Annotated in this window: 8 protein-coding genes and 1 pseudogene; all 9 read right to left on the minus strand. The window is 66.4% G+C overall.

Annotation, left to right across the window (positions count from 1 at the left end; genetic code table 11):
- Positions 1 to 413: 413 nt before the first annotated feature.
- The gene (locus tag ACCQ04_RS09435; RefSeq protein ID WP_226427795.1) at positions 414 to 2,888 is read right to left on the minus strand and encodes a methyl-accepting chemotaxis protein; all 2,475 of its coding nucleotides are present in this window, start codon (positions 2,886 to 2,888) and stop codon (positions 414 to 416) included.
- A 108-nt stretch (positions 2,889 to 2,996) separates the two neighbouring features.
- Positions 2,997 to 5,246, minus strand: a complete 2,250-nt coding sequence (locus tag ACCQ04_RS09440; RefSeq protein ID WP_226427796.1) for a methyl-accepting chemotaxis protein — start codon at positions 5,244 to 5,246, stop codon at positions 2,997 to 2,999.
- 393 nt (positions 5,247 to 5,639) lie between these two features.
- On the minus strand, positions 5,640 to 7,898 hold the full coding sequence (locus ACCQ04_RS09445) for a methyl-accepting chemotaxis protein (protein ID WP_226427797.1): 2,259 nt from the start codon (positions 7,896 to 7,898) through the stop codon (positions 5,640 to 5,642).
- A 214-nt stretch (positions 7,899 to 8,112) separates the two neighbouring features.
- Positions 8,113 to 10,467 (minus strand): methyl-accepting chemotaxis protein, encoded by a 2,355-nt coding sequence (locus ACCQ04_RS09450; protein ID WP_226427798.1) that lies wholly within the window; start codon positions 10,465 to 10,467, stop codon positions 8,113 to 8,115.
- Positions 10,468 to 10,480: 13 nt separating this feature from the next.
- Positions 10,481 to 11,242, minus strand: coding sequence for a transporter (locus ACCQ04_RS09455; protein ID WP_372358746.1), 762 nt, complete (start codon positions 11,240 to 11,242; stop codon positions 10,481 to 10,483).
- A 266-nt stretch (positions 11,243 to 11,508) separates the two neighbouring features.
- The gene (locus tag ACCQ04_RS09460) at positions 11,509 to 14,301 is read right to left on the minus strand and encodes a methyl-accepting chemotaxis protein (protein ID WP_226427799.1); all 2,793 of its coding nucleotides are present in this window, start codon (positions 14,299 to 14,301) and stop codon (positions 11,509 to 11,511) included.
- Between the two features lie 50 nt (positions 14,302 to 14,351).
- Entirely contained in the window at positions 14,352 to 16,529 is a 2,178-nt protein-coding gene (locus ACCQ04_RS09465) for a methyl-accepting chemotaxis protein (protein WP_226427800.1), read from the minus strand.
- A 333-nt stretch (positions 16,530 to 16,862) separates the two neighbouring features.
- On the minus strand, positions 16,863 to 17,396 hold the full coding sequence (locus ACCQ04_RS09470; RefSeq protein ID WP_226427801.1) for a hypothetical protein: 534 nt from the start codon (positions 17,394 to 17,396) through the stop codon (positions 16,863 to 16,865).
- A gap of 297 nt (positions 17,397 to 17,693) precedes the next feature.
- Positions 17,694 to 19,838: pseudogene (locus ACCQ04_RS09475) on the minus strand (methyl-accepting chemotaxis protein); the annotation flags it as partial.
- Positions 19,839 to 19,989: the final 151 nt, after the last annotated feature.

Genomic DNA, 19,989 nt, shown 5'->3' on the forward strand with positions numbered 1-19,989 from the left:
CCGAAGTGACGCGCATGTGCACAAACGGCCGAAAAATGCTGATGGGAGCGCTATCAACGCGCCTGCCCGCATCGGCGGATTCACATCTGTCTCACCCCATCGGGCGCGATGCGAGACGCCAGGCGCGAGCATGGCCGGGTGCAAGACACCGGCGGATGTAGCAATCCACCCGGCGATGCGACCTTGTCGCACCCGCGCGTAGAAGCAGGGCTTTGCCTGCGCCAGGCATCGAACGTGCCCTGCGCCGTGTTGACGCGGCAGCGGCGATCTCATGCCGCTGCATTGGTTTGGATCGGATGCAGCGCTTTCTTACGGAACAGGGGCTGTCACGTTGCACGAGGGCCCCGTGCGCCGGCCCGCAGGTGTGCAACAGACCGCGCGGCGCGCGCCACGCACATCCGCATGCGACCGCGTCACGCGGCGCGCACGAGCCTGGCCGGCCTGGCGAGGCCGTGCAGTTGGAACACCGACACCGCATCGCGCAACTGCTGCGCCTGTGCTTCCATCGCACGCGCGGCGGCGGTGGCTTCTTCCACCAGCGCGGCGTTCTGCTGGGTGGACTGGTCCATCTGCGCGATGGTCTGGCCGACCTGTTCGATACCCTGCGACTGCTGCTGCGAGGCTTCGCTGATCTCGTGCATGATCTCGGTGACGCCGTGCACCGAATCGACGATGTCCTGCATGGTGCGGCCGGCCTGGCTGACCAGCACGTTGCCTTGCTCGACCCGGTTCACCGAATCGTCGATCAGCTGCTTGATTTCCTTGGCCGCGCCGGCCGAGCGCTGCGCCAGCGTGCGTACTTCGCTGGCGACCACCGCAAAGCCGCGCCCCTGTTCGCCGGCACGCGCCGCCTCCACTGCTGCATTCAGGGCCAGGATATTGGTCTGGAACGCGATGCCGTCGATGACCGAGATGATGTCGGCGATCTTGCGCGAGGCGGCCTGGATGCCGGCCATGGTGCCGACGACTTCGCCGACCACCGTGCCACCTTGCGCGGCCACCGCGGCGGCACCGACCACCAGCTGGTTGGCGCGCCGCGCATGCTCGGCGTTGTTGCGCACGGTGGAGGTGAGTTCCTCCATCGAGGCGGCGGTTTCTTCCAGGTTGGCGGCCTGCTGCTCGGTGCGCTGCGACAGGTCCTGGTTGCCGGCGGCAATCTCGCTGGCGGCATCGTTGATCGCGTCGGTGGACTGCTGGATGCGTTCGACGATATCGGCCAGTTGCACCACGGTGGCATTGGCATCGTCGCGCATCTGCGCGAATACGCCGTGGAAGTCACCATGCATGCGGGTGGTGAGGTCGCCGGCGGCGATGGCCCGCAGCACGCTGGATAGCGCGCCCAGATTGCCATCGGCGGTGGCCATCAGCTGGTTGAGACTTTCCACCATGGCCAGGAAGTCGTGCTGGAAGCGCTGGGTATCGCCACGCACGCTGAAATCGCCGTTGGCCGCAGCCTGCGCCAGCAGCTTGATCTCGCTGTTCATCGCAGACAGGTTGCGCTTGACCGCGTCCATGGTGTCGCTGAACACGGCTTTTTCGCCGGGCAGGCGGTCCATGTCCTGGCTCAGGTCGCCGATGGCATAACGCGACATGATCTGGGCGAGTTTCATCTTCACCGCGATATGCGAGCCGACCAGCGCGTTGGTGTCGCGCACCATGGTGGCGTACGCGCCCGGGAAGGTCTCGGCGTCCATGCGATAACTGATTTGGCCGGCGTCGTGGCGCTGGGCCATCTCGCTCTGCGCGGCCAGCACCCGCTGCAGCTGCTCCTGCATCCGGCGCATGTTGTCGAGCAGTTGGCCGGTTTCATCGCGGCTGGGCGCGGCGATGCGCTCGCCGAGCTGGCCTTGCGCGATATTGGCGGCCACCACAGCGGCGCGGCGCACATTGCGGGTCAGCCGCGACAAGGTGTACCAGCCCAGCGCTGCGATCAGCACCGCCAGCAGCGACAACCCGGCGATGGCCTGCCACATCGCGTTGCGGGCATCGGCCAGGTGGCGTTCGGACTGGCGCTGCAGGGCCTGCAGCGAGACGCTGCTGAGCGCCTGCATGGCTTGGCCGAGATCGTCGAGCGCAGCGTTCCACTGGGTGTCGGCGTTGGCATCGCTGCCGTCCAGCGCGGTGCCGAGTGCGGCCAGCGCCGCGGTTGCACGCGTGGTTTCGGTCCTGGCGGCATCGGCCAGGGCGGGGTCGGGTTGTTCCAGCAGGCCCATCGCCTTGTCCAGCTCATGCCGGAAGCGCACATGGCTGCGAGCCAACTGGCCGAGCTGTTCGCGCAGCATGGCGCGGCTGTCGGCCGCCTGCGACGGATCGCTGGCCGCATCCAGGCGGGTCAGCGATTCGGTGGCATCGGGGCTGTAGATCAGGGTGGCCACCACCAGGTGGTAGCTCTCGATATAGGGGGTATAGACCAGCTGGCTGTCGTCGCGCAAGGCGTCGAGCGCAGCAAATGCCTGCTCGCTGATCGCGGCGTAGCCGTCTGCCGCGGCGCTGCCGACGTGGCGCTGCTGCAGGCCCAGCAAGGCCTTCTGGCTGCGTTCGAAGCCCGGCATCGTGGCGGTGGTGGCCAGCAGGTGTTGCAGATCGCGATCGGCGCGCGCGGCCGCGGCTGCAGCGGCGTCACCGCTGTCGACGTGGGCGGCGTGCAGGTCGGTGATCAGGCCCAGCATCTGCCCAAGCGGCGCATAGCTACGCAACTCGTTGCTGCTGATGGCCACACTTTCGTTGAGCTTGCCGCTGTACAGCAGTACCGGAATGACCAGGCCGGCCAAGGCCAGGATGCCGATCATGCCGAGTTTCTTGGCGATCGCCAGATCATCCCAGCGGCTGCTCCAGCGCTGGTGAGAGGGTGGGGCGGTCTGCGGCGACAGCGCGGGCGAAGTGGTCATGGAAGATTCTCGTAGGCGTACGCAGCCTATCGGCCCATAACAGTTATGCCTTGAGCCGGTCGGCATCGATGCCGACCGGCTCCATTCAGAATGTTGTGCTCGCTTGGCTCAGAACTCCTGCCAGCTGGCGTCGTTGCTTGGCGCGGTGACCACGGCACGCGGCTTGGACGCGGCGGTGCGTCCGGCCGCGACCACCTTGGCCTTCAGCGCGGGAGTCACCACCGGCCGCGGCGCGGCGGTGCGCACCGCCGCGAGGGCATGGGCGGCATCGGTCTTGAACACCGCCACCGCGTCGGTGAGCTGGGTGGCCTGGTCTTCCAGCGCACGTGCGGCGGCGGTGGCTTCTTCCACCAGCGCGGCGTTCTGCTGGGTGGCCTCGTCCATCTGGGTGACGGTCTGGTTGACCTGCTCGATGCCGGAGGACTGCTCCTGCGAGGCAGCGGAGATCTCGCCCATGATGTCGGTGACCCGCTGCACGCTGGACACGATCTCGCCCATGGTCTTGCCGGCGCTGTGCACCAGCACCGACCCTTCGGAGACACGCTGCACCGAGTCGTCGATCAGCCCCTTGATCTCCCTGGCCGCCGCGGAAGAGCGCTGCGCCAGCGTGCGCACTTCCGAGGCGACCACGGCAAAGCCGCGTCCCTGCTCGCCGGCGCGGGCGGCTTCCACCGCCGCGTTCAAGGCCAGGATGTTGGTCTGGAACGAGATGCCGTCGATGACCGAGATGATGTCGGCGATCTTCTTGGACGAGGCTTCGATGCCGCTCATGGTCTCCACCACCTTGCTGACGATCTCGCCGCCCTGCGAGGCCACGCCGGCCGCGCCGATGGCGAGTTGGTTGGCTTGCCGTGCGCTCTCGGCGTTCTGCTTGACGGTGGAGGTGAGCTCTTCCATCGAGGCGGCGGTTTCTTCCAGATTGGCGGCCTGCTGCTCGGTGCGCTGCGACAGATCCTGGTTGCCGGCCGCGATCTCGCTGGCAGCGCCCTTGATCGACACCGCCGAGGCCTTGATGCCGCTGACGATCTCGGCCAGCTGCGTGGCGGTGGCATTGGCGTCGTCACGCATCTGCGCGAACACGCCGCGGAAGTCGCCGCTCATGCGTGCGGTGAGGTCGCCGGCGGCGATGGACTGCAGCAGGGTGGAGAGCGACTGCAGGTTGCCGTCGGCGGTGGACATCAGGTTGTTGAGGCTTTCCACCATCAGGCGGAAGTCGTACTGGAAGCGCTCGGCATCGCCGCGGGCGCTGAAGTCGCCGTTGGCCGCCGACAATGCCAGGTGCTTGATCTCGGTGTTCATTGCACCGAGATTGACCTTGACCTGCGCCATGGTCTCGCTGAGCACGGCCTTTTCGCCGGGCAGTTTTTCCATATCCTCGGACAGGTCGCCGATCGCGTAGCGGCCCATGATCTGCGCCAGCCGCATCTTCACCGCAATGTGCGAGCCCACCAACGAGTTGGTGTCGTGCGCCATGCGGCCGTACTCGCCGGGGAAGGCAGCGGCATCGATGCGGAAGCTGATCTGGCCATCGTCGTGGCGCTTGGCCATATCGGTCTGCGCGGCGAGCAGGTTACGCAGCTGCAGCTGCATCTTGCTCATCGCCTTGAGCAGGCGGCCGCTTTCGTCGTTGAATTGGGTGTCGACGTCGTTATCCAGTTTGCCGCCGGCAATCGATTCGGCTGCGCGGGTGGCCCGGCTCAGCGGCTGGGTGAGGCTGCGGGTGATCAGCACGCCCAGCACGCCGCTCAGCAGCACCACCAGCAGCGAGCCGCCGACCAGCAGCTTGCGCGAGTCGTCCATGGATTGCAGTGCGACCGCAGAGGCCTCACCAGCCAGCTTGTCCTGCAGGGCGATGTTTTCGGCGATCTTGTCCTGCCATTGCTGCATCGCCGGCGCGGCCTGGGTCAGCAGCAAGGGCAGCGCCTCGTCGCTGTGGCCGGTCATGACCAGATCCATGACCTTGTCGTTCAGTGTCTTGACCACGGCGCGCCGGCGATCGATTTCTGCGCGGATCTCACGTCCCTGGTCAGACGGTGGAGTCGCATACAGCGCTTCGCGTGCCTTGGAGTAGTCGGCGCGCGCCGCCTGGATGAGCTCGATAAACTTGACATTATCTTCATTGCTGGTGGGCAGCACCACGTTACGGATCTGCATCGCAATGACGGAATTGGCATTCATCATGGCGTGGGAGAGGCGGATCTTCTCCATGTTCTGATGCACCAGCTGGTCCACCAGCGCGCGCGCGGAAGTCAGGCCGCGGTAACCGATAAAGGCAATAAGGCCGGATAAAACGATCAGGACAGCAAAAGCCGCCGCCAGTCGAGGTCCGACGTTGTAGCGTTGGAGAAGTGCAGTCATGACAGATCCTGGAAGGCGTTATGCGATGGATGGGAGCGACCGGATAATGCCAGCCCGTATTTTGCGTGACATGTCGCTATGCGCAGTAACGGCGCGCGATCGCAGTGCTGAATACCTCGATATCAAAAAAATATATAACCCGGTCAGGCTTGTGAAGAATATAAGTCGCCAGAGATGGGGTTAATTGGTTTTTGTAATCGCTACCAGTGGAAATAATGCCGAACTCGACAGTTTGAATATTGCTACATAAGTAAAAGTTTATTTTAAAGCTGTTTTATCGCCTAGCGGGTTGATGTGTCTTTTCAAAAGCGATGCGGCAATAAAAAAGCCGCGCTCCCAGGAGCGCGGCTTGTATCTTTTACAGCGGCCAGTGCGCGGCCGCTGCGGCGTTTCCTAGAACTCGGCCCAATCCGACTCGTTGGACGGTGCCAGCGCCACTGCGGCGCGTGCAGCGGGCCTGGCGACCGGCGGCTTGGTCGCCGCTGCGCTGGCGGCAGCGGGCCGCTTGGCAGCGATCTGGCGCACCACCGGTGTGGCACGCGTCACCGCTTCCAGTTCGGCCGACAGGCGGAACAGGGCCACCGCTTCGGTGAGCTGCTGCGCCTGTTCTTCCATCGAACGCGCGGCGGCGGTGGCTTCTTCCACCAGCGCGGCGTTTTGCTGGGTGGCTTCGTCCATGTGGGTGACGGTCTGGTTGACCTGCTCGATGCCGGCCGACTGTTCCTGCGAGGCGGCGGAGATCTCGCTCATGATGTCGGTGACGCGCTGCACCGAGGAGACGATCTCGCTCATGGTGGTGCCGGCCTGGTTCACCAGTGCCGAGCCTTCGGCCACCTTGCTGACCGAGTCGTCGATCAGGCTCTTGATTTCCTTGGCGGCGCCGGCCGAACGCTGCGCCAGCGTGCGCACTTCGCTGGCGACCACCGCAAAGCCGCGGCCCTGTTCACCGGCACGCGCCGCTTCCACCGCCGCATTCAAGGCCAGGATGTTGGTCTGGAAGGCGATACCGTCGATCACCGAGATGATCTCGGCGATCTTCTTGGACGAGGTCTGGATACCGGACATGGTGGTGACCACCTGGCCGACCACGCTGCCGCCATGCGAGGCGACATCGGCCGCCCCGATCGCCAGCTGGTTGGCCTGGCGTGCGTGCTCGGCATTCTGCTTGACGGTGGAGGTGAGCTCTTCCATCGAGGCAGCGGTTTCTTCCAGGTTGGCGGCCTGCTGTTCGGTGCGCTGCGACAGGTCTTGGTTGCCGGCGGCGATTTCGCCAGCGGCGGTGTTGATTGCCAGGGTGGAGTGCTTGATGCGCCCGACGATGTCGGTCAGGCGCTGGGTGGTGGCATTGGCATCGTCGCGCAGGCGCGCGAACACGCCGTGGAATTCGCCGTCCATGCGTGCGGTCAGGTCGCCTTCGGCCACGGCGCCGAGCAGCTGCGACAGCTTGCCCAGATTGCGGTCGCTGACCTCCATCATCGAGTTCAGGTCCGCCACCATCACCGCGAAGTCGTACTTGAAGCGCGCCGCGTCGCCGCGTGCGCTGAAATCGCCGGCCGCTGCGGCCTGCGCCAGCTGCTTGATCTCGGTGTTGATCGACAACAGGCTGGCCTTGGCGGCATCCATGGCCTCATGCAGGATGGCGCGGCTGGCCGGCAGACGGCGTGCGTCCTGGGTCAAATCGCCCTGTGCGTACTGGTTGAGGATGCGCACCGCATCGGTGATGGCATCCAGATGCTCGAAGATCATCGTGTTGATGCCAGTGGCCAGGGTGCCGTACACGCCGGGGAAATCCTCCGGCATGCGGTGGGTGATGTCTTCTGCCGCGTGCAGGTGCGACATGCGCGCGGTTTCGTCGCTGAAGCGGCGCAGCATCTGCGTCATGCTGCCGGTGGCGTCGAGCATCTGGCCGATTTCGTCCTTGCTGGTCTTGCTGACCTGCACGCTCAGATCGCCACGCGAGACCGCCTTGATGGCGCCCAGCGCCTTGGACAGCGGATTGGTGATGCTGCGTGCGATCAGCCAGCCGAAGGTTACCGACAGCGCCGCCATCAGCAGCGTGCCGATCAGCAATACCGCGCTGGTCAGCTTGAAAGAGGCGTCGCTGGCCGCGACCATGTCGCTCAGGGCCTTGGATTGCTGTGCATACAGCTTGTCGACCGAGGCGAACAGTTCCTTGCGGATCTCGCCGGACTGCTTGCGCGAAAATTCCATCGCCGCAGCGCGGTCGGGTTCTGCATAGAGCTTGCGCAGCTGCTGGTTGGCGGCAAAGTAACGCGTGCTGGCATCGCTCAGCTTCGCGTATTCGGCCTGCAGCGGCGAGCCGGCACCGATCTTGGCGTCCAGCAGCTTTTGCGTTTCGACGTACTTGGCCTGGATCTCGTCCATGCGTTTGAAGAACATCGCATAGCGTTCCGGATCGTCCAGATTGACGAACTGGCCCACTTCATAGACGCGGAATTCGCCGGCAAAGCCACGCAGCTCAGATAGACGGCTCAGCACCGGCACCACGTCCTGGTTGATCAGGGTGGTCTGCCGCTGCATCTGCTGCATGCGCGAAAAACCGAGCCCACCAAGCAGGGCGGTCAACACGGCACTCAGGCAAAAGGCAAACATCAGTTTGCGGCGGATCGGCCAATCGTTGAACTTGTTCATCAGTAACTCCGGGGCATTGCGCAGGAACGCTCTCCAGCACGCTAGCGGCTGCCCGGCATGATTCTTTATCTTTGAAGGATGAACGGTGCCGTGGCCGGCCCGCGGATGCCGCAATCAGGCCGTTGGCAACGCTGCCGTGGCGGGCAGGGCGGCACGCCGGTGGCGCGGCCGCTGCGCGGGTGCGGCCCAGGCTTGGGCCGCCTGCACGCGTGGCTCAGAAGTCCTGCCACTGCCCGTCGTTGCCGCTGGCAAGCACCGGCGTAGTTGCCGGCTTGCGTGCAGCCGCTGCGCCGGGGCCGCGCTTGGGCGCAGCCACTGCCGCCGTGGCCGCCGGCGCTGCCGCCATCGGTGCCGGCGCATCGGCAAGGGTGAAGCGCGACACCGCCTGGGCCAGCTGGCCGGCCTGGTCTTCCATGGTGCGCGCGGCGGCGGTGGCTTCTTCCACCAGCGCAGCGTTCTGCTGGGTGGCCTCGTCCATCTGGGTGATGGTGAGGTTGACCTGCTCGATGCCGGCCGACTGCTCCTGCGAGGCGGCGGCGATCTCGCCCATGATGTCGGTGACACGCTGCACGCTGGCCACGATGTCGGCCATGGTGGTGCCGGCCTGCTGCACCAGCACCGAGCCTTCGGCGACCTTGCTCACCGAGTCGTCGATCAGGTGCTTGATCTCCTTGGCGGCGCCGGCCGAGCGCTGCGCCAGCGTGCGTACTTCCGAGGCGACCACCGCAAAGCCGCGCCCCTGTTCGCCGGCACGCGCCGCCTCCACTGCTGCATTCAGGGCCAGGATATTGGTCTGGAAGGCGATGCCGTCGATGACGCTGATGATCTCGGCGATCTTCTTCGACGAGACCTCGATGCCGGACATGGTGGTGACCACCTTGGCCACCACCGCACCGCCTTGGGAGGCGACGCCGGCCGCGCCGATCACCAGCTGGTTGGCCTGGCGCGCGCTTTCGGCATTCTGCTTGACGGTGGAGGTCAGCTCCTCCATCGAGGCGGCAGTTTCTTCCAGATTGGCGGCCTGTTGTTCGGTGCGCTGCGACAGGTCGTTGTTGCCGGCGGCGATCTCGCTGGAAGCGGTGTGGATGCTGCCGGCGGCTTGCTGGATGCGTCCGATCACCAGTGCCAGCTGCTCGGCGGTGGTGTTGGCGTCGTCGCGCATGCGGGCAAACACGCCGTGGAAATCACCCTGCATGCGCGCGCTCAGGTCGCCATCGGCCAGTGCGCTGAGCAGGCGCGAGACCTCGGCGATGCTGACCGCGTTGGCATCGAGCAGTGCGTTGAGCTGTTGCGCCAGCTGCAGGAAGAAGCCTTGCTTGCCGGCGCTGTCGATACGCTTGGACAGGTCGCCGGCCGCGGCGCTGCGCACCACATCGGCCACGTCGATTTCCACGCGTGCCTCGGCGGTGCGGTCGCGCCATTCGCAGACAAAGCCCAGGTGCGCACCGGCCGAGTCGCGGATCGCCGAGACATCCTGGGTGATGCATGCCGCGCGGTACTGCACCTGGCGTTGCGCCGAATCCTGGCGATCCAGGCGTTGATAGATCTCCGCATCCTGCGCATTGCCCACTTCCAGCATGGACACCGATTGGCCGATCAGGTTGCTGGAGCGGTCGAACGCCGGCGCGCAGGCATGGATGTCGTCGGCATAGGTCTGCAGCAAGGTCCGCAGCGCGGTGTTGGCGTAGATGATGGTCAGGTCCGGGTCGGCGATGTACATGCCGGTGGAGGCGTTGTCGAGCGCGGTGCGGATGCGCAGGTTTTCCGCAGCGATGCTGCGCTCGCGCTCCAGGCGTTCGCGCAGGTCGCGCTGCATGCGCGCCAGTGCGGCCATCAGGCTGCGCGTGTGATGTGCGGCCACCGGAATGGGCTGGTCCAGGCGACCTTCGGCGATGTGCTGCGCAGCGCTCATGGCCAGCTGCGGCTCGCCGCCGAGCAGGCCGAACACCGAGCGCAGGATCCAGCCGGCGGCCAGTGCCAGGCAGACGAAAGCGAGCACCACCGCGCCGCCTTGCTGCCACATCACCCGGTGGCTGTCCTGTTCGGCCTTGAGCCGATTGGCCTTGTTCAAGGCCAGGATGCGCTCGCTGATCGCGCCCATGCGGGTTTCCAGCTGGGCAAACTTGGCGGTGAAGTCGGCGTAGGCCGCGCCGCTGTCGGCCTGCGTCTCGGCCAGGGTCATGACCTGGTCGGCCGCGCCGATATAGGCCTGCAATGCCGGTGCCGCCGCGTCCAGATCGCTGCGCAGTGCCGGGTCCAGCGGCAGTTTGCGGTTGGCCTGCAGCGCCTGACGAAACTCCGTGGCGTGTTCGCCCAGTGCGCTGCGTGCTTCTGCGATCGCGGCGGCGTCCTGGCGCGAGGCGGCCAGCAGGGCGGCTGTGACGTCGCCGCGCAGGGCGTCGTGCATCATGTCGGCCTGCATGTGGTTGCGCAGCGCATCGGAGGAGATGACCTGTGCGGCGATCGCGTCGAGCAGGCCGCGCTGGCCGTTGTAGCCGACGCCGCCCAGCGCGAGCAGCGCCAACGCTGCCACCAGCACCAGGATCCCCAGCATATGCATGATTTTCATTGTGCGGCCTGTTTCAGAAGCGGAAAGACAGACCCACGCCGAGCGCGTGATCCGGTGAGCGATCGTTGAGGCCGCGGCTGTACACCGCATCCAGTTGCACGTCGTTGCTCAGCAGCCAGGCCGAGCCGACGTCGAGCAGTGCCACGGTGCCGCCGTCCTCGCTGTTGGCGACCTGCGGCAATGCCACTTCCACGAAGGAGCGCACGCGCTCGTTCCAGGCCTTGCCCAGCACCGCACCGAAGATGCCGGCGGTGTAGCGGTTGCCTTGCCCATCGTCGTCCCACACCACGCCGGGCATTACCCCTGCGGAGAGGCTGTCGCTGAGCTCCCATTCGGCCACCAGCCGCAACGATGGCCGTGCACCGTGCCCACGCAGGGCGCGGGCGCCGCTGGGCAGGTCCACATGCAGCAGCCAGGCCAGCGAGGCCTTGCCGTCGTCGGACCCGGCAAGATGGTGCTTGACCCCGAGCGCCACATCGGACATGCCGCTCACCTTGGCCTCGCCGGGTGCGTCGATGCGCTGCCAACCGTCGGTTTCCAGCCGCAGTTCCCAGCTCTGGCCGAGGCCGTAGCGAAACAGCGTGGGCGTGGAATATCCGTCGACCGAGGCATCGCGCTCCCAGGCGACGCTGGTTTCCACCTGCAGCCGGCGGTCGCCGACGGTGAGGCTGGACTCGACGAAATCAGGACGGTCGGTGGCGATCAGATCTTCGGCGCGGGCATGGCCGACGACGCAACACAGCACAATACAGCTGGCAACAAGGCATGGCTTCATGGCAACCCCTGGAACGCGCGAATCTCCGGGCGCATGCGCGAGTCTGGCGACCGGGCACATGCGCTGCTGGACCGGCTGCTACGGTGGGGGCGCAGGCAGTCGATGTCTTCCTCGCTAACGGCAACGGCGGCTGAATCTTTAAGCGTGGCCGATGGCCGGAGCCGGGCAGGGGAACGCGGTCGAGTGTCAGGTCCGCGATAGGACGATGTGGATGTGCTTCATCCTGTGTCGGCAACTGCGCGCGTGCGCAGCTGCCGACGCCGCACTCAGAAATCCTGCCACTGGCTGTCGTTGCCGGCGACACTGCCGGGCGACTTGCGGGTAGGGGGACGCGGCGGTACCGCCGCACGCTTCTTGTCGGTCGGCGCCCGTGTGGATGGCGCAACCGCGCTGACCACCGGTCTGGCGGCAGGGGCAATCGCCGCCGGCCTGCCGGCATGGCTGAGCTTGAATACCGCCACCGCCTCGGTCAGCTGGCCGGCCTGTTCTTCCATCGCGCGTGCAGCGGCAGTGGCTTCTTCCACCAATGCCGCGTTTTGCTGGGTGGCCTCGTCCATCTGGGTCACGGTCAGGTTGACCTGCTCGATGCCGCTGGATTGCTCCTGCGAGGCGGCGGAGATCTCGCCCATGATGTCGGTGACGCGCTGCACGCTGGCGACGATCTCGGCCATGGTGGTGCCGGCCTGCTGCACCAGCGACGAGCCCTGCGCCACCTTGCCGACCGAATCGTCGATCAGGTGCTTGATCTCCTTGGCCGCGCCGGCCGAACGCTGCGCCAGGGTACGTACCTCGGAGGCGACCACCGCAAAGCCGCGGCCCTGTTCGCCGGCGCGCGCCGCTTCCACCGCCGCGTTCAAGGCCAGGATATTGGTCTGGAACGCGATGCCGTCGATGACCGAGATGATCTCGGCGATCTTCTTCGACGAGACCTCGATGCCCGACATGGTGGTGACCACCTGCGCCACCACCGCGCCGCCATGCGAGGCGACATCGGCCGCGCCGATCGCCAGCTGGTTGGCCTGGCGTGCGTGCTCGGCGTTCTGCTTGACGGTGGAGGTCAGCTCTTCCATCGAGGCGGCGGTTTCTTCCAGGTTGGCGGCCTGTTGTTCGGTGCGTTGCGACAGGTCGCTGTTGCCGGCGGCGATCTCGCTGGCGGCTGCGTTGATCTGCGTGGCCGAGGTCTGGATGCCCGAGACGATGCCGGTGAGTTGCGCCACGGTGGCATTGGCATCGTCGCGCATGCGTGCGAACACGCCCTGGAACTGCCCGTCCATGCGCACGGTGAGGTCGCCCTCGGCCAGCGCGCTGAGCAGGCGGGAAATACGCTCGAGGCCTTGCGAGGTGGTTTCCAGCAAGCCGTTGAGCTGACGGCCGAACTCCAGATAGAAGCCGCGCTTGTCGTCCAGCGCAAGACGCTGGCCGAAGTCGCCCATCAGCGCCGACTGCACCAGCGCGGCGACCTCTGCCTGCGTGCTGACTTCGGCACTGACATTGCGCCACAGCAGCATGCTGCCGCTGCGATGGCCGTCGGCGGCGTAGAGCGGGGTCATGGTCAGATCCAGCGTCACCGGGCCGAAGGTGTAGCGCTCCAGCGTGGTGGACTGCAGTTGCTGCAGGCGCTGCAACCGCGCCTTGCCCTCGGCATCGGTGCCGAACACGTAGTCCAGCGGTTTGCCGACCACCGCATCGGCGCTGAAGCCCTGCTGGCCCTTGGCATGAAACGCCGCTTCGCCGCATTTGAACGAGGTGTGCAGTGCCTCGGTGATGAACACGGCAGTGTGCTGCTCGTCGGCCAGCAGCACTTCCATTTCCGAATGTTCCAGCGCGGTGCGGATGCGCAGGTTTTCGTTGGCGATCTGTGCGTCGCGTTCAATGCGCTGGCGCAGGTCGGTCTGCATGCGCTGCATGGCGCCCATCAGGCGGCCCACTTCGTCCTGGCGCTGCGCGGCAATCTGGTTGTCCAGCTTGCCGGAGGCAATCGCATCGGCCACCTTGGCAGCGGCGTCCAGCGGACCCACCACCTGACGCCGCAACAGTACGAACAGCGCCAGGCTGAGCACCAGCGCCGAGCCCAGGCCGACCGCCAGAATGGTCCACAACAGCCGATGTGCCTGCTGCATGATCGCCGCATACGGCACCACCACGCCCAGCGCAAAACGCTCCTGCGCCTGGCCGATCTGCAACGGCACATAGGCGCTGACGGTACCGGCGGCATCCGGCGTGAAGTCCAGATAGTCCTTGCCGGCCCTGGTGGCCGCCAGCATCGTGCGATAGTCGGCGCCGTCGGCCGGCTTGCCGATCCGCGCAGCGTCGCGCGAGGCCAGAATCACCCCGGCGGGCGAGATCAGCTCGACGTAGCCGTCGTCCATCGGACGCAAGCCGCTCAGGCGCTTCTGCAACGCGGCCAGGGCGAAATCCACCGATACCACGCCCACATACTTGCCCTGGTCCATGATGGGCGTGGACAAGGTGGTCATCAGCACCGGCTTGCCGCCGATCTGGTAATCGTAGGGGCCGGCCACGATCTGCCGGCCCAGCTCGCGCGGTTTGAGGTTCCAGTCGCCGTCGCCGGGTTTTTCGTAACCGACCAGGGGTTCGCGGATCAGTGACTGGCCGTTGTGGGCCCAGTAGGTCATGAAACGGCCGGTGTTGTCGTGACCCTCGGCATCGACATAGTCGCCATCCTTGCCGTCGAAGGCCTGCGGCTCCCACAACGTGCCCATGCCCACCCATTCGGGATGGTTTTGCAACTGGTCGTGCACGATCGCCGACGCCGCCTCGCGGCTCACCCCGCCATGCGCACGCTGCGCCAGCAAGGCGCTGGCGACCGACTGGCCGGTGGTGAACGCCTGCCCCAGCTCGCTGCCGATCTGTTCGGCCTGATAGCGTGCGGCGTTCTGCATCGTGGTCTGTGCCGAGGCGATCAGTGCGCGACTGCTTTGCCAGTAGCTGATCGCCGCAGTGAGGCCGAAGCACAGCAACGCAGCGACGGCGGTGCCGAGCATCAGGCGGTACGCCAGACTGCCGCCGGAGCGGGATTGCGTGGGGGACGAGGGCATGGGCGTGGCTTCGAAGTGAGGGAGGTGGTGCGGGAGCGATCGGGCGGTCGTCAGCTGGCGACGCGCAAGGCCTCCGCGCGCGCGGCACTGCGGCTGCTGCCGCGCTGTGCGGGCGAGGCAACGCTCACCCGGAAGCTGGACACCGCTTCATCAAGCTGCTGCGCTTGCTGCTGCATGGCGTTGGCGGCGGCGGTGGCTTCTTCCACCAGCGCGGCGTTCTGCTGGGTGCTCTCGTCCATCTGGGTGACGGTGAGGTTGACCTGCTCGATACCGGCCGATTGTTCCTGCGAGGCGGCGGAGATCTCGCTCATGATGTCGGTCACCCGCTGCACCGAGGACACGATGTCGGCCATGGTCTTGCCGGCCTGATCCACCAGCGCCGAACCCTGCGCCACCTTGCCGACCGAATCGTCGATCAGGTGCTTGATCTCCTTGGCCGCGCCGGCCGAGCGTTGCGCCAGCGTGCGCACTTCGCTGGCGACCACCGCAAAGCCGCGGCCCTGTTCGCCGGCACGCGCCGCTTCCACCGCTGCGTTCAAGGCCAGGATGTTGGTCTGGAAGGCGATGCCGTCGATGACCGAGATGATCTCGGCGATCTTCCTGGACGAGGTCTGGATGCCGGACATGGTGTCCACCACCTGGCTGACCACCTGGCCGCCCTGCGAGGCCACCGAGGCGGCGCCGATCGCCAGCTGGTTGGCCTGGCGTGCGTGCTCGGCATTCTGCTTGACGGTGGCGGTGAGCTCCTCCATCGAGGCGGCGGTTTCTTCCAGGTTGGCAGCCTGCTGCTCGGTACGCTGCGACAGGTCGTTGTTGCCGGCGGCGATCTCGCTGGCCGACCCGGTGATGGCACCGGCGGCCTGCTGGATGCGCCCGACGATGCCGGCCAGCTGCGTGGCCGTGGTGTTGGCGTCATCGCGCATGCGTGCGAACACGCCGTGGAACTGACCGTCCATGCGCGCGGTGAGGTCGCCCTCGGCCAGCGCGGCCAGCAGCTCGGACAACTTGCCCAGGTTGCGGTCGCTGACTTCCATCATCGCGTTGAGGTCGTTGATCATGCGCGCCGAGTCGTGCTTGAAGCGCGTGGCATCGCCGCGCTGGCTGAAGTCGCCATTGGCCGCGGCCTGGGCCAGGCGCTTGATCTCGGTGTTGATCGCCAGCAGGCTGGCCTTGGCCGCATCCATCGCTTCGTGCAGCACCGCACGCGTGCCCGGCAGGCGCGCGGCGTCGCGCGACAGGTCGCCTTGCGCATATTCGTTGAGGATGCCGATCGCATCGATGATGGCGTCCAGGTGTTCGAAGATCATCGTATTGATGCCGCCGGCCAGCTCGCCGTAGACACCGGGGAAATCGGTGGGCATGCGGTGGCTGACGTCATCGCCGGCGTGCATGTGCACCATCACCTTGGTCTGCGCGGAGAAGCGCTCCAGCGTGTGCACCATGTCGTCGGTGGCCTTGAGCATCTGGCCGATTTCGTCGCTGCCGTGCTGTGCGGTGCGCACGCTCAGGTCGCCACGCGCCACGCCCTTGATGGCGGCGAGCGCACGCGAGACCGGCTCCAGGATCGAATTACCGATCAGCCAGCCCACCAGCAGGTTGAGCAGCACCAGCACGCCGCCGGCCAGGGTGACGACGCCGGTGAAGGCCAGCGCCTGCGACTGGGTGTCGTCCAGATACACGCCGGTGCCGATCACCCAGCCCCACGGCTTGTACAGCGCGGCGTACGAGGTCTTCTGCACCGGCTCCTTTTCGCCGGGCTTGGCCCAGGCGTAATCGACGTAGCCGCCGCCGGCCTGCGCCGCAGTGACGAAGGCCGGGAAAATCCGCTTGCCGTCCGGGCTCAGCACATCGTTGAGCGGCTTGCCGTTGAGATCCGGGCGGATGGGGTGCATCAGCATCACCGGCGTCTGGTCGGTGACGTAGATGTAATCCACGCCGCCGCGTGCGCGCATGGTGGACAAGGTATGCAGCGCGGCTTTCTTGGCGCTGTCCACGTCCATCTCGCCCTTCTCGGCGCGCTCGGCGTAGCCGTTGACCACCGCAATCGCCATCTCGATCTGGCTCTTGAGCCCATCGCGGCGCGTATCGGTGAGATCCACGTATTGCATGCGGGCGGCGATCACCGCCAGCGCGATGATGCCCAGCGCCACCAGCGCGGTCTGCGCCAGGAACTTGCGCTTGAGCGGAACGTTGGCCAGCGTGTTTGCAATCGTGGTCTTGAAGGTCATGGTAGGTATCCAGCAAAGGAATGTGACCGGGATAAGTCGAATAGCGACCTGATCCCCAAAAGGTTGAGTGCCGCGCGATAGCCGGTCTGATGGCGGTTTTTCAGCGTGTTTGCGGCTGTGGCCGCACGCCGAGCGCGCCTGACCCGGTTGCCGGCGCTGCGCGGCGGCAGCGCGCAACCGTGCGGGCAGGGCAGGCGGCACCGGGATCAGCCGGGCAGAACGCGGCACACGCGCAGCTGCACGCCAGGCCGCGTGGTTTGGCGCAGCGCCGGGCTAGCTAACCGGGAAGGCTGCAGCGCCGCCGCGACCACCCGGTCGCAGTGCGGACAATGCTCAGTTGCGTTGCGTGGTGCGCACGCTGGCGACCGATTGCTGCAGGGCCTGCAGTTCGGTCCACAGCACATGGCGCGTGTCGCCGGCATGGCCCAGCGACAGGGCCTGCGCGTCTTGCAGGTCGCCCTCGTGCAGGGCGCGGTTGGCCTGCCGATGTTGCGCCAGGTACTGGCCCAACTGCTGCTGCACCAGCGCGAACTGGCGCGCCTGTTCGCCCTGCGGCGCGCTGGCCTGGAAGTAGCCCGCATGCCGTGCAATGCGTTGACGCAGCTGACCCAGGCGCTCGTCGTAGGCCTCGATGCGGGCGGGGTCGTGCGCTGCGGCAAGCTGCGCCCGCTGGTCGTCGCGCAACTGCACCAGGTCGATGGCCAGCGACTGCAGCGCGCTCATCGGCACGTTGTCCAGCAGGACCGAAACCGGCGCGGCCGGCGCTGCGAAGGACGGCGGCAACGAGACGCTGGCAGCCAGCAGCGCGACGGCGAACACCGAGCCCAGCATCTGGCGGGCAGAGCGTGGTGAGTTGACGGTAGGCATGCGGACTTCCTCGGACGTAGCGCGGGCCAGGCAGCCCCCATTGCTCCTGGTATCGGCCGCCGAAGCTTGTGCTTGATCACCTTTCGACCAACGGCAGCAGTTCCTGGCGATCGCGGGGGTGGTGTGGTCCGTCTGTGAGTCGCTGCCGGATGGCAAGACGCCCCGACAGGATCGGGGCGTTGCGGGTGTCGATGTAGAGGTGCCAGACCCGACAGCGCGGTTGCCTGTTCCCGCGCACGACAGTGGCGTGCAGCCCCTGGGAAGGGGACGAAGGCAGCCTCGTTTGGCTTAAACCACGGCCAGATGCCGCGGGGCGGGTTGGCGACTTGCCGGCGACAGCGCAGCATGCGGCTGGATCTTGAAGATCGCCACCGCATCGGACAGCTGGCCAGCCTGTGCTTCCATCGTACGCGCAGCGGCGGTGGCTTCCTCCACCAGTGCCGCGTTCTGCTGGGTGGCCTCGTCCATCTGGGTGACGGTCAGGTTGACCTGTTCGATCCCGGCCGACTGCTCCTGCGAGGCGGCGGAGATTTCGCCCATGATGTCGGTCACGCGCTGCACCGAAGACACGATGTCGGCCATGGTCTTGCCGGCCTGATCCACCAAGGCCGAGCCCTGCGCCACCTTGCCGACCGAATCGTCGATCAGTTGCTTGATTTCCTTGGCCGCACCGGCCGAGCGCTGCGCCAGCGTGCGTACTTCCGAGGCGACCACGGCGAACCCGCGCCCCTGTTCGCCGGCACGCGCCGCCTCCACCGCCGCGTTCAAGGCCAGGATATTGGTCTGGAAGGCGATACCGTCGATGACGCTGATGATGTCGGCGATCTTCTTGGAAGACACCTCGATCCCGGACATGGTGGTGACCACCTGTGCGACCACGCTGCCGCCTTGCGAGGCCACTGCGGCGGCGCCGATCGCCAGCTGGTTGGCCTGGCGCGCATGCTCGGCGTTCTGCCGCACGGTGGAGGTGAGCTCCTCCATCGAGGCGGCGGTTTCTTCCAGGTTTGCCGCTTGCTGCTCGGTGCGCTGCGACAGGTCCTGGTTGCCGGCGGCGATGTCGCTGGCGGCCGAATTGATCGAGCCGGCGGCCTGCTGGATGCGCCCGACGATGCTGGCCAGTTGCTCGGTGGTGGCGTTGGCATCGTCGCGCATCTGCGCGAAGACGCCGTTGAACTGGCCGTGCATGCGTGCGGTCAGGTCGCCGGCGGCAATCGCCTGCAACAGCGTCGACAGGGAGCGCAGGTTGGCATCGGCGGTGGCCATCAGCTGATTGAGGCTGTCCACCATCGCGTGGAAATCGTACTGGAAACGCTGCGCATCGCCGCGCACGCTGAAGTCGCCGTTTGCAGCGGCCTGTGCGAGCAGCCTGATCTCGCTGTTCATCGCCGACAGGTTGTGCTTGACCGTATCCATGGTCTGACTGAGCACGGCTTTTTCGCCGGGCAGGCGGTCCATGTCCTGGCTCAGATCGCCGACTGCATAGCGCGACATGATCTGCGCCAGCTTCATCTTCACCGCGATATGCGAGCCGACCAGACTGTTGGTGTCGTGCACCATGGTGCCGTAATCGCCCGGAAATGCGCTTTGATCCATGCGGTAGCTGATCTCGCCGGCCTCGTGGCGTTGCGCCATTTCCGATTGCGCCGCCAACACTGCCTGCAGTTGTCGCTGCATGTCCTGCATGCTGCGCAGCAGCTGGCCCGCTTCGTCGCGGCTGTCGACATGGATGGCGTTATCCAGCTTGCCTTGGGCGATGGCGCCGGCCACCCGCGTGGCGCGACCGAGCGGCCCGGCGATGCTGCGGGCGATGAACCAGCCTGCGGACGCGGCCAGCAGCACCGCCAGCGTCATCGCTGCGAGCATGATGCGCACCGAGGTTTGATACGCCGCTTCGGCCATGGCGATTTCGGCATTCATCTGCGCGGTATTGAACTTGGTCAGCTCCACCAGCTTGGCGAACAGATCCCGACGTGCGGGGCGCGACTGCTCGTCGGACACGGTGTTGGCGGTGACCAGGTCGCCGGCACGCACGGCTGCGCCAAGCGCCGCGTTGGCCTTGTAGTAGTCGGCGAGCTTCTGCTTGACCGCCTCGTACAGCTCGGCCTCCTTGCCCGGCTGCGTGGTCCTGGCATACGCAGTCTGCGCGATCTCGACCTCGCTGCGGGCCTTGTCCATGCGCTCGAAGTAGTTCTGCACCGCCTTCGGATCGTCTGCGTGCGCAAGTTGCGCGAGCTCGTAGGTGCGGAATTCGCCAAGCAGCGCGCGCATTTCGCTGAGCTGTTGCACCGCCGGTGCCCAGGTATAGCCGATCTCGCGCAGCAGATGCGCACTGGATTGCATGCGTGTCAGCGCGAATACGCCGAGGCTGAGCGTGATCAGGACGGTAATGGAAAAGGCAACGGCGAGCTTGCGGGCAACGGCGAGATTGCGGAACCAGTTCATCGAAGTCATCTCGTGCGTACAGAGATCAATGGGCAGCGTTGGCGTCTGCAAGCGGGCAGACGCGCCAGGACGGTCGCTGAGTCGGACATGGCCGCGGGCCAGGACACCCCGCGGGTCGTGCCCTGCCGCGCGGGTTCGGCGCTGCCGGCGG

Source organism: Xanthomonas sp. NCPPB 2866 (assembly GCF_041475745.2).
Taxonomy (GTDB): Bacteria; Pseudomonadota; Gammaproteobacteria; order Xanthomonadales; family Xanthomonadaceae; genus Xanthomonas; species Xanthomonas arboricola.

Bases quoted from the DNA above. Each gene is read 5' to 3' on its own strand.
- ACCQ04_RS09435 (WP_226427795.1), bottom strand. From the start codon at position 2,888: ATGACCACTTCGCCCGCGCTGTCGCCGCAGACCGCCCCACCCTCTCAC.
- ACCQ04_RS09440 (WP_226427796.1), bottom strand. From the start codon at position 5,246: ATGACTGCACTTCTCCAACGCTACAACGTCGGACCTCGACTGGCGGCG.
- ACCQ04_RS09445 (WP_226427797.1), bottom strand. From the start codon at position 7,898: ATGAACAAGTTCAACGATTGGCCGATCCGCCGCAAACTGATGTTTGCC.
- ACCQ04_RS09450 (WP_226427798.1), bottom strand. From the start codon at position 10,467: ATGAAAATCATGCATATGCTGGGGATCCTGGTGCTGGTGGCAGCGTTG.
- ACCQ04_RS09455 (WP_372358746.1), bottom strand. From the start codon at position 11,242: ATGAAGCCATGCCTTGTTGCCAGCTGTATTGTGCTGTGTTGCGTCGTC.
- ACCQ04_RS09460 (WP_226427799.1), bottom strand. From the start codon at position 14,301: ATGCCCTCGTCCCCCACGCAATCCCGCTCCGGCGGCAGTCTGGCGTAC.
- ACCQ04_RS09465 (WP_226427800.1), bottom strand. From the start codon at position 16,529: ATGACCTTCAAGACCACGATTGCAAACACGCTGGCCAACGTTCCGCTC.
- ACCQ04_RS09470 (WP_226427801.1), bottom strand. From the start codon at position 17,396: ATGCCTACCGTCAACTCACCACGCTCTGCCCGCCAGATGCTGGGCTCG.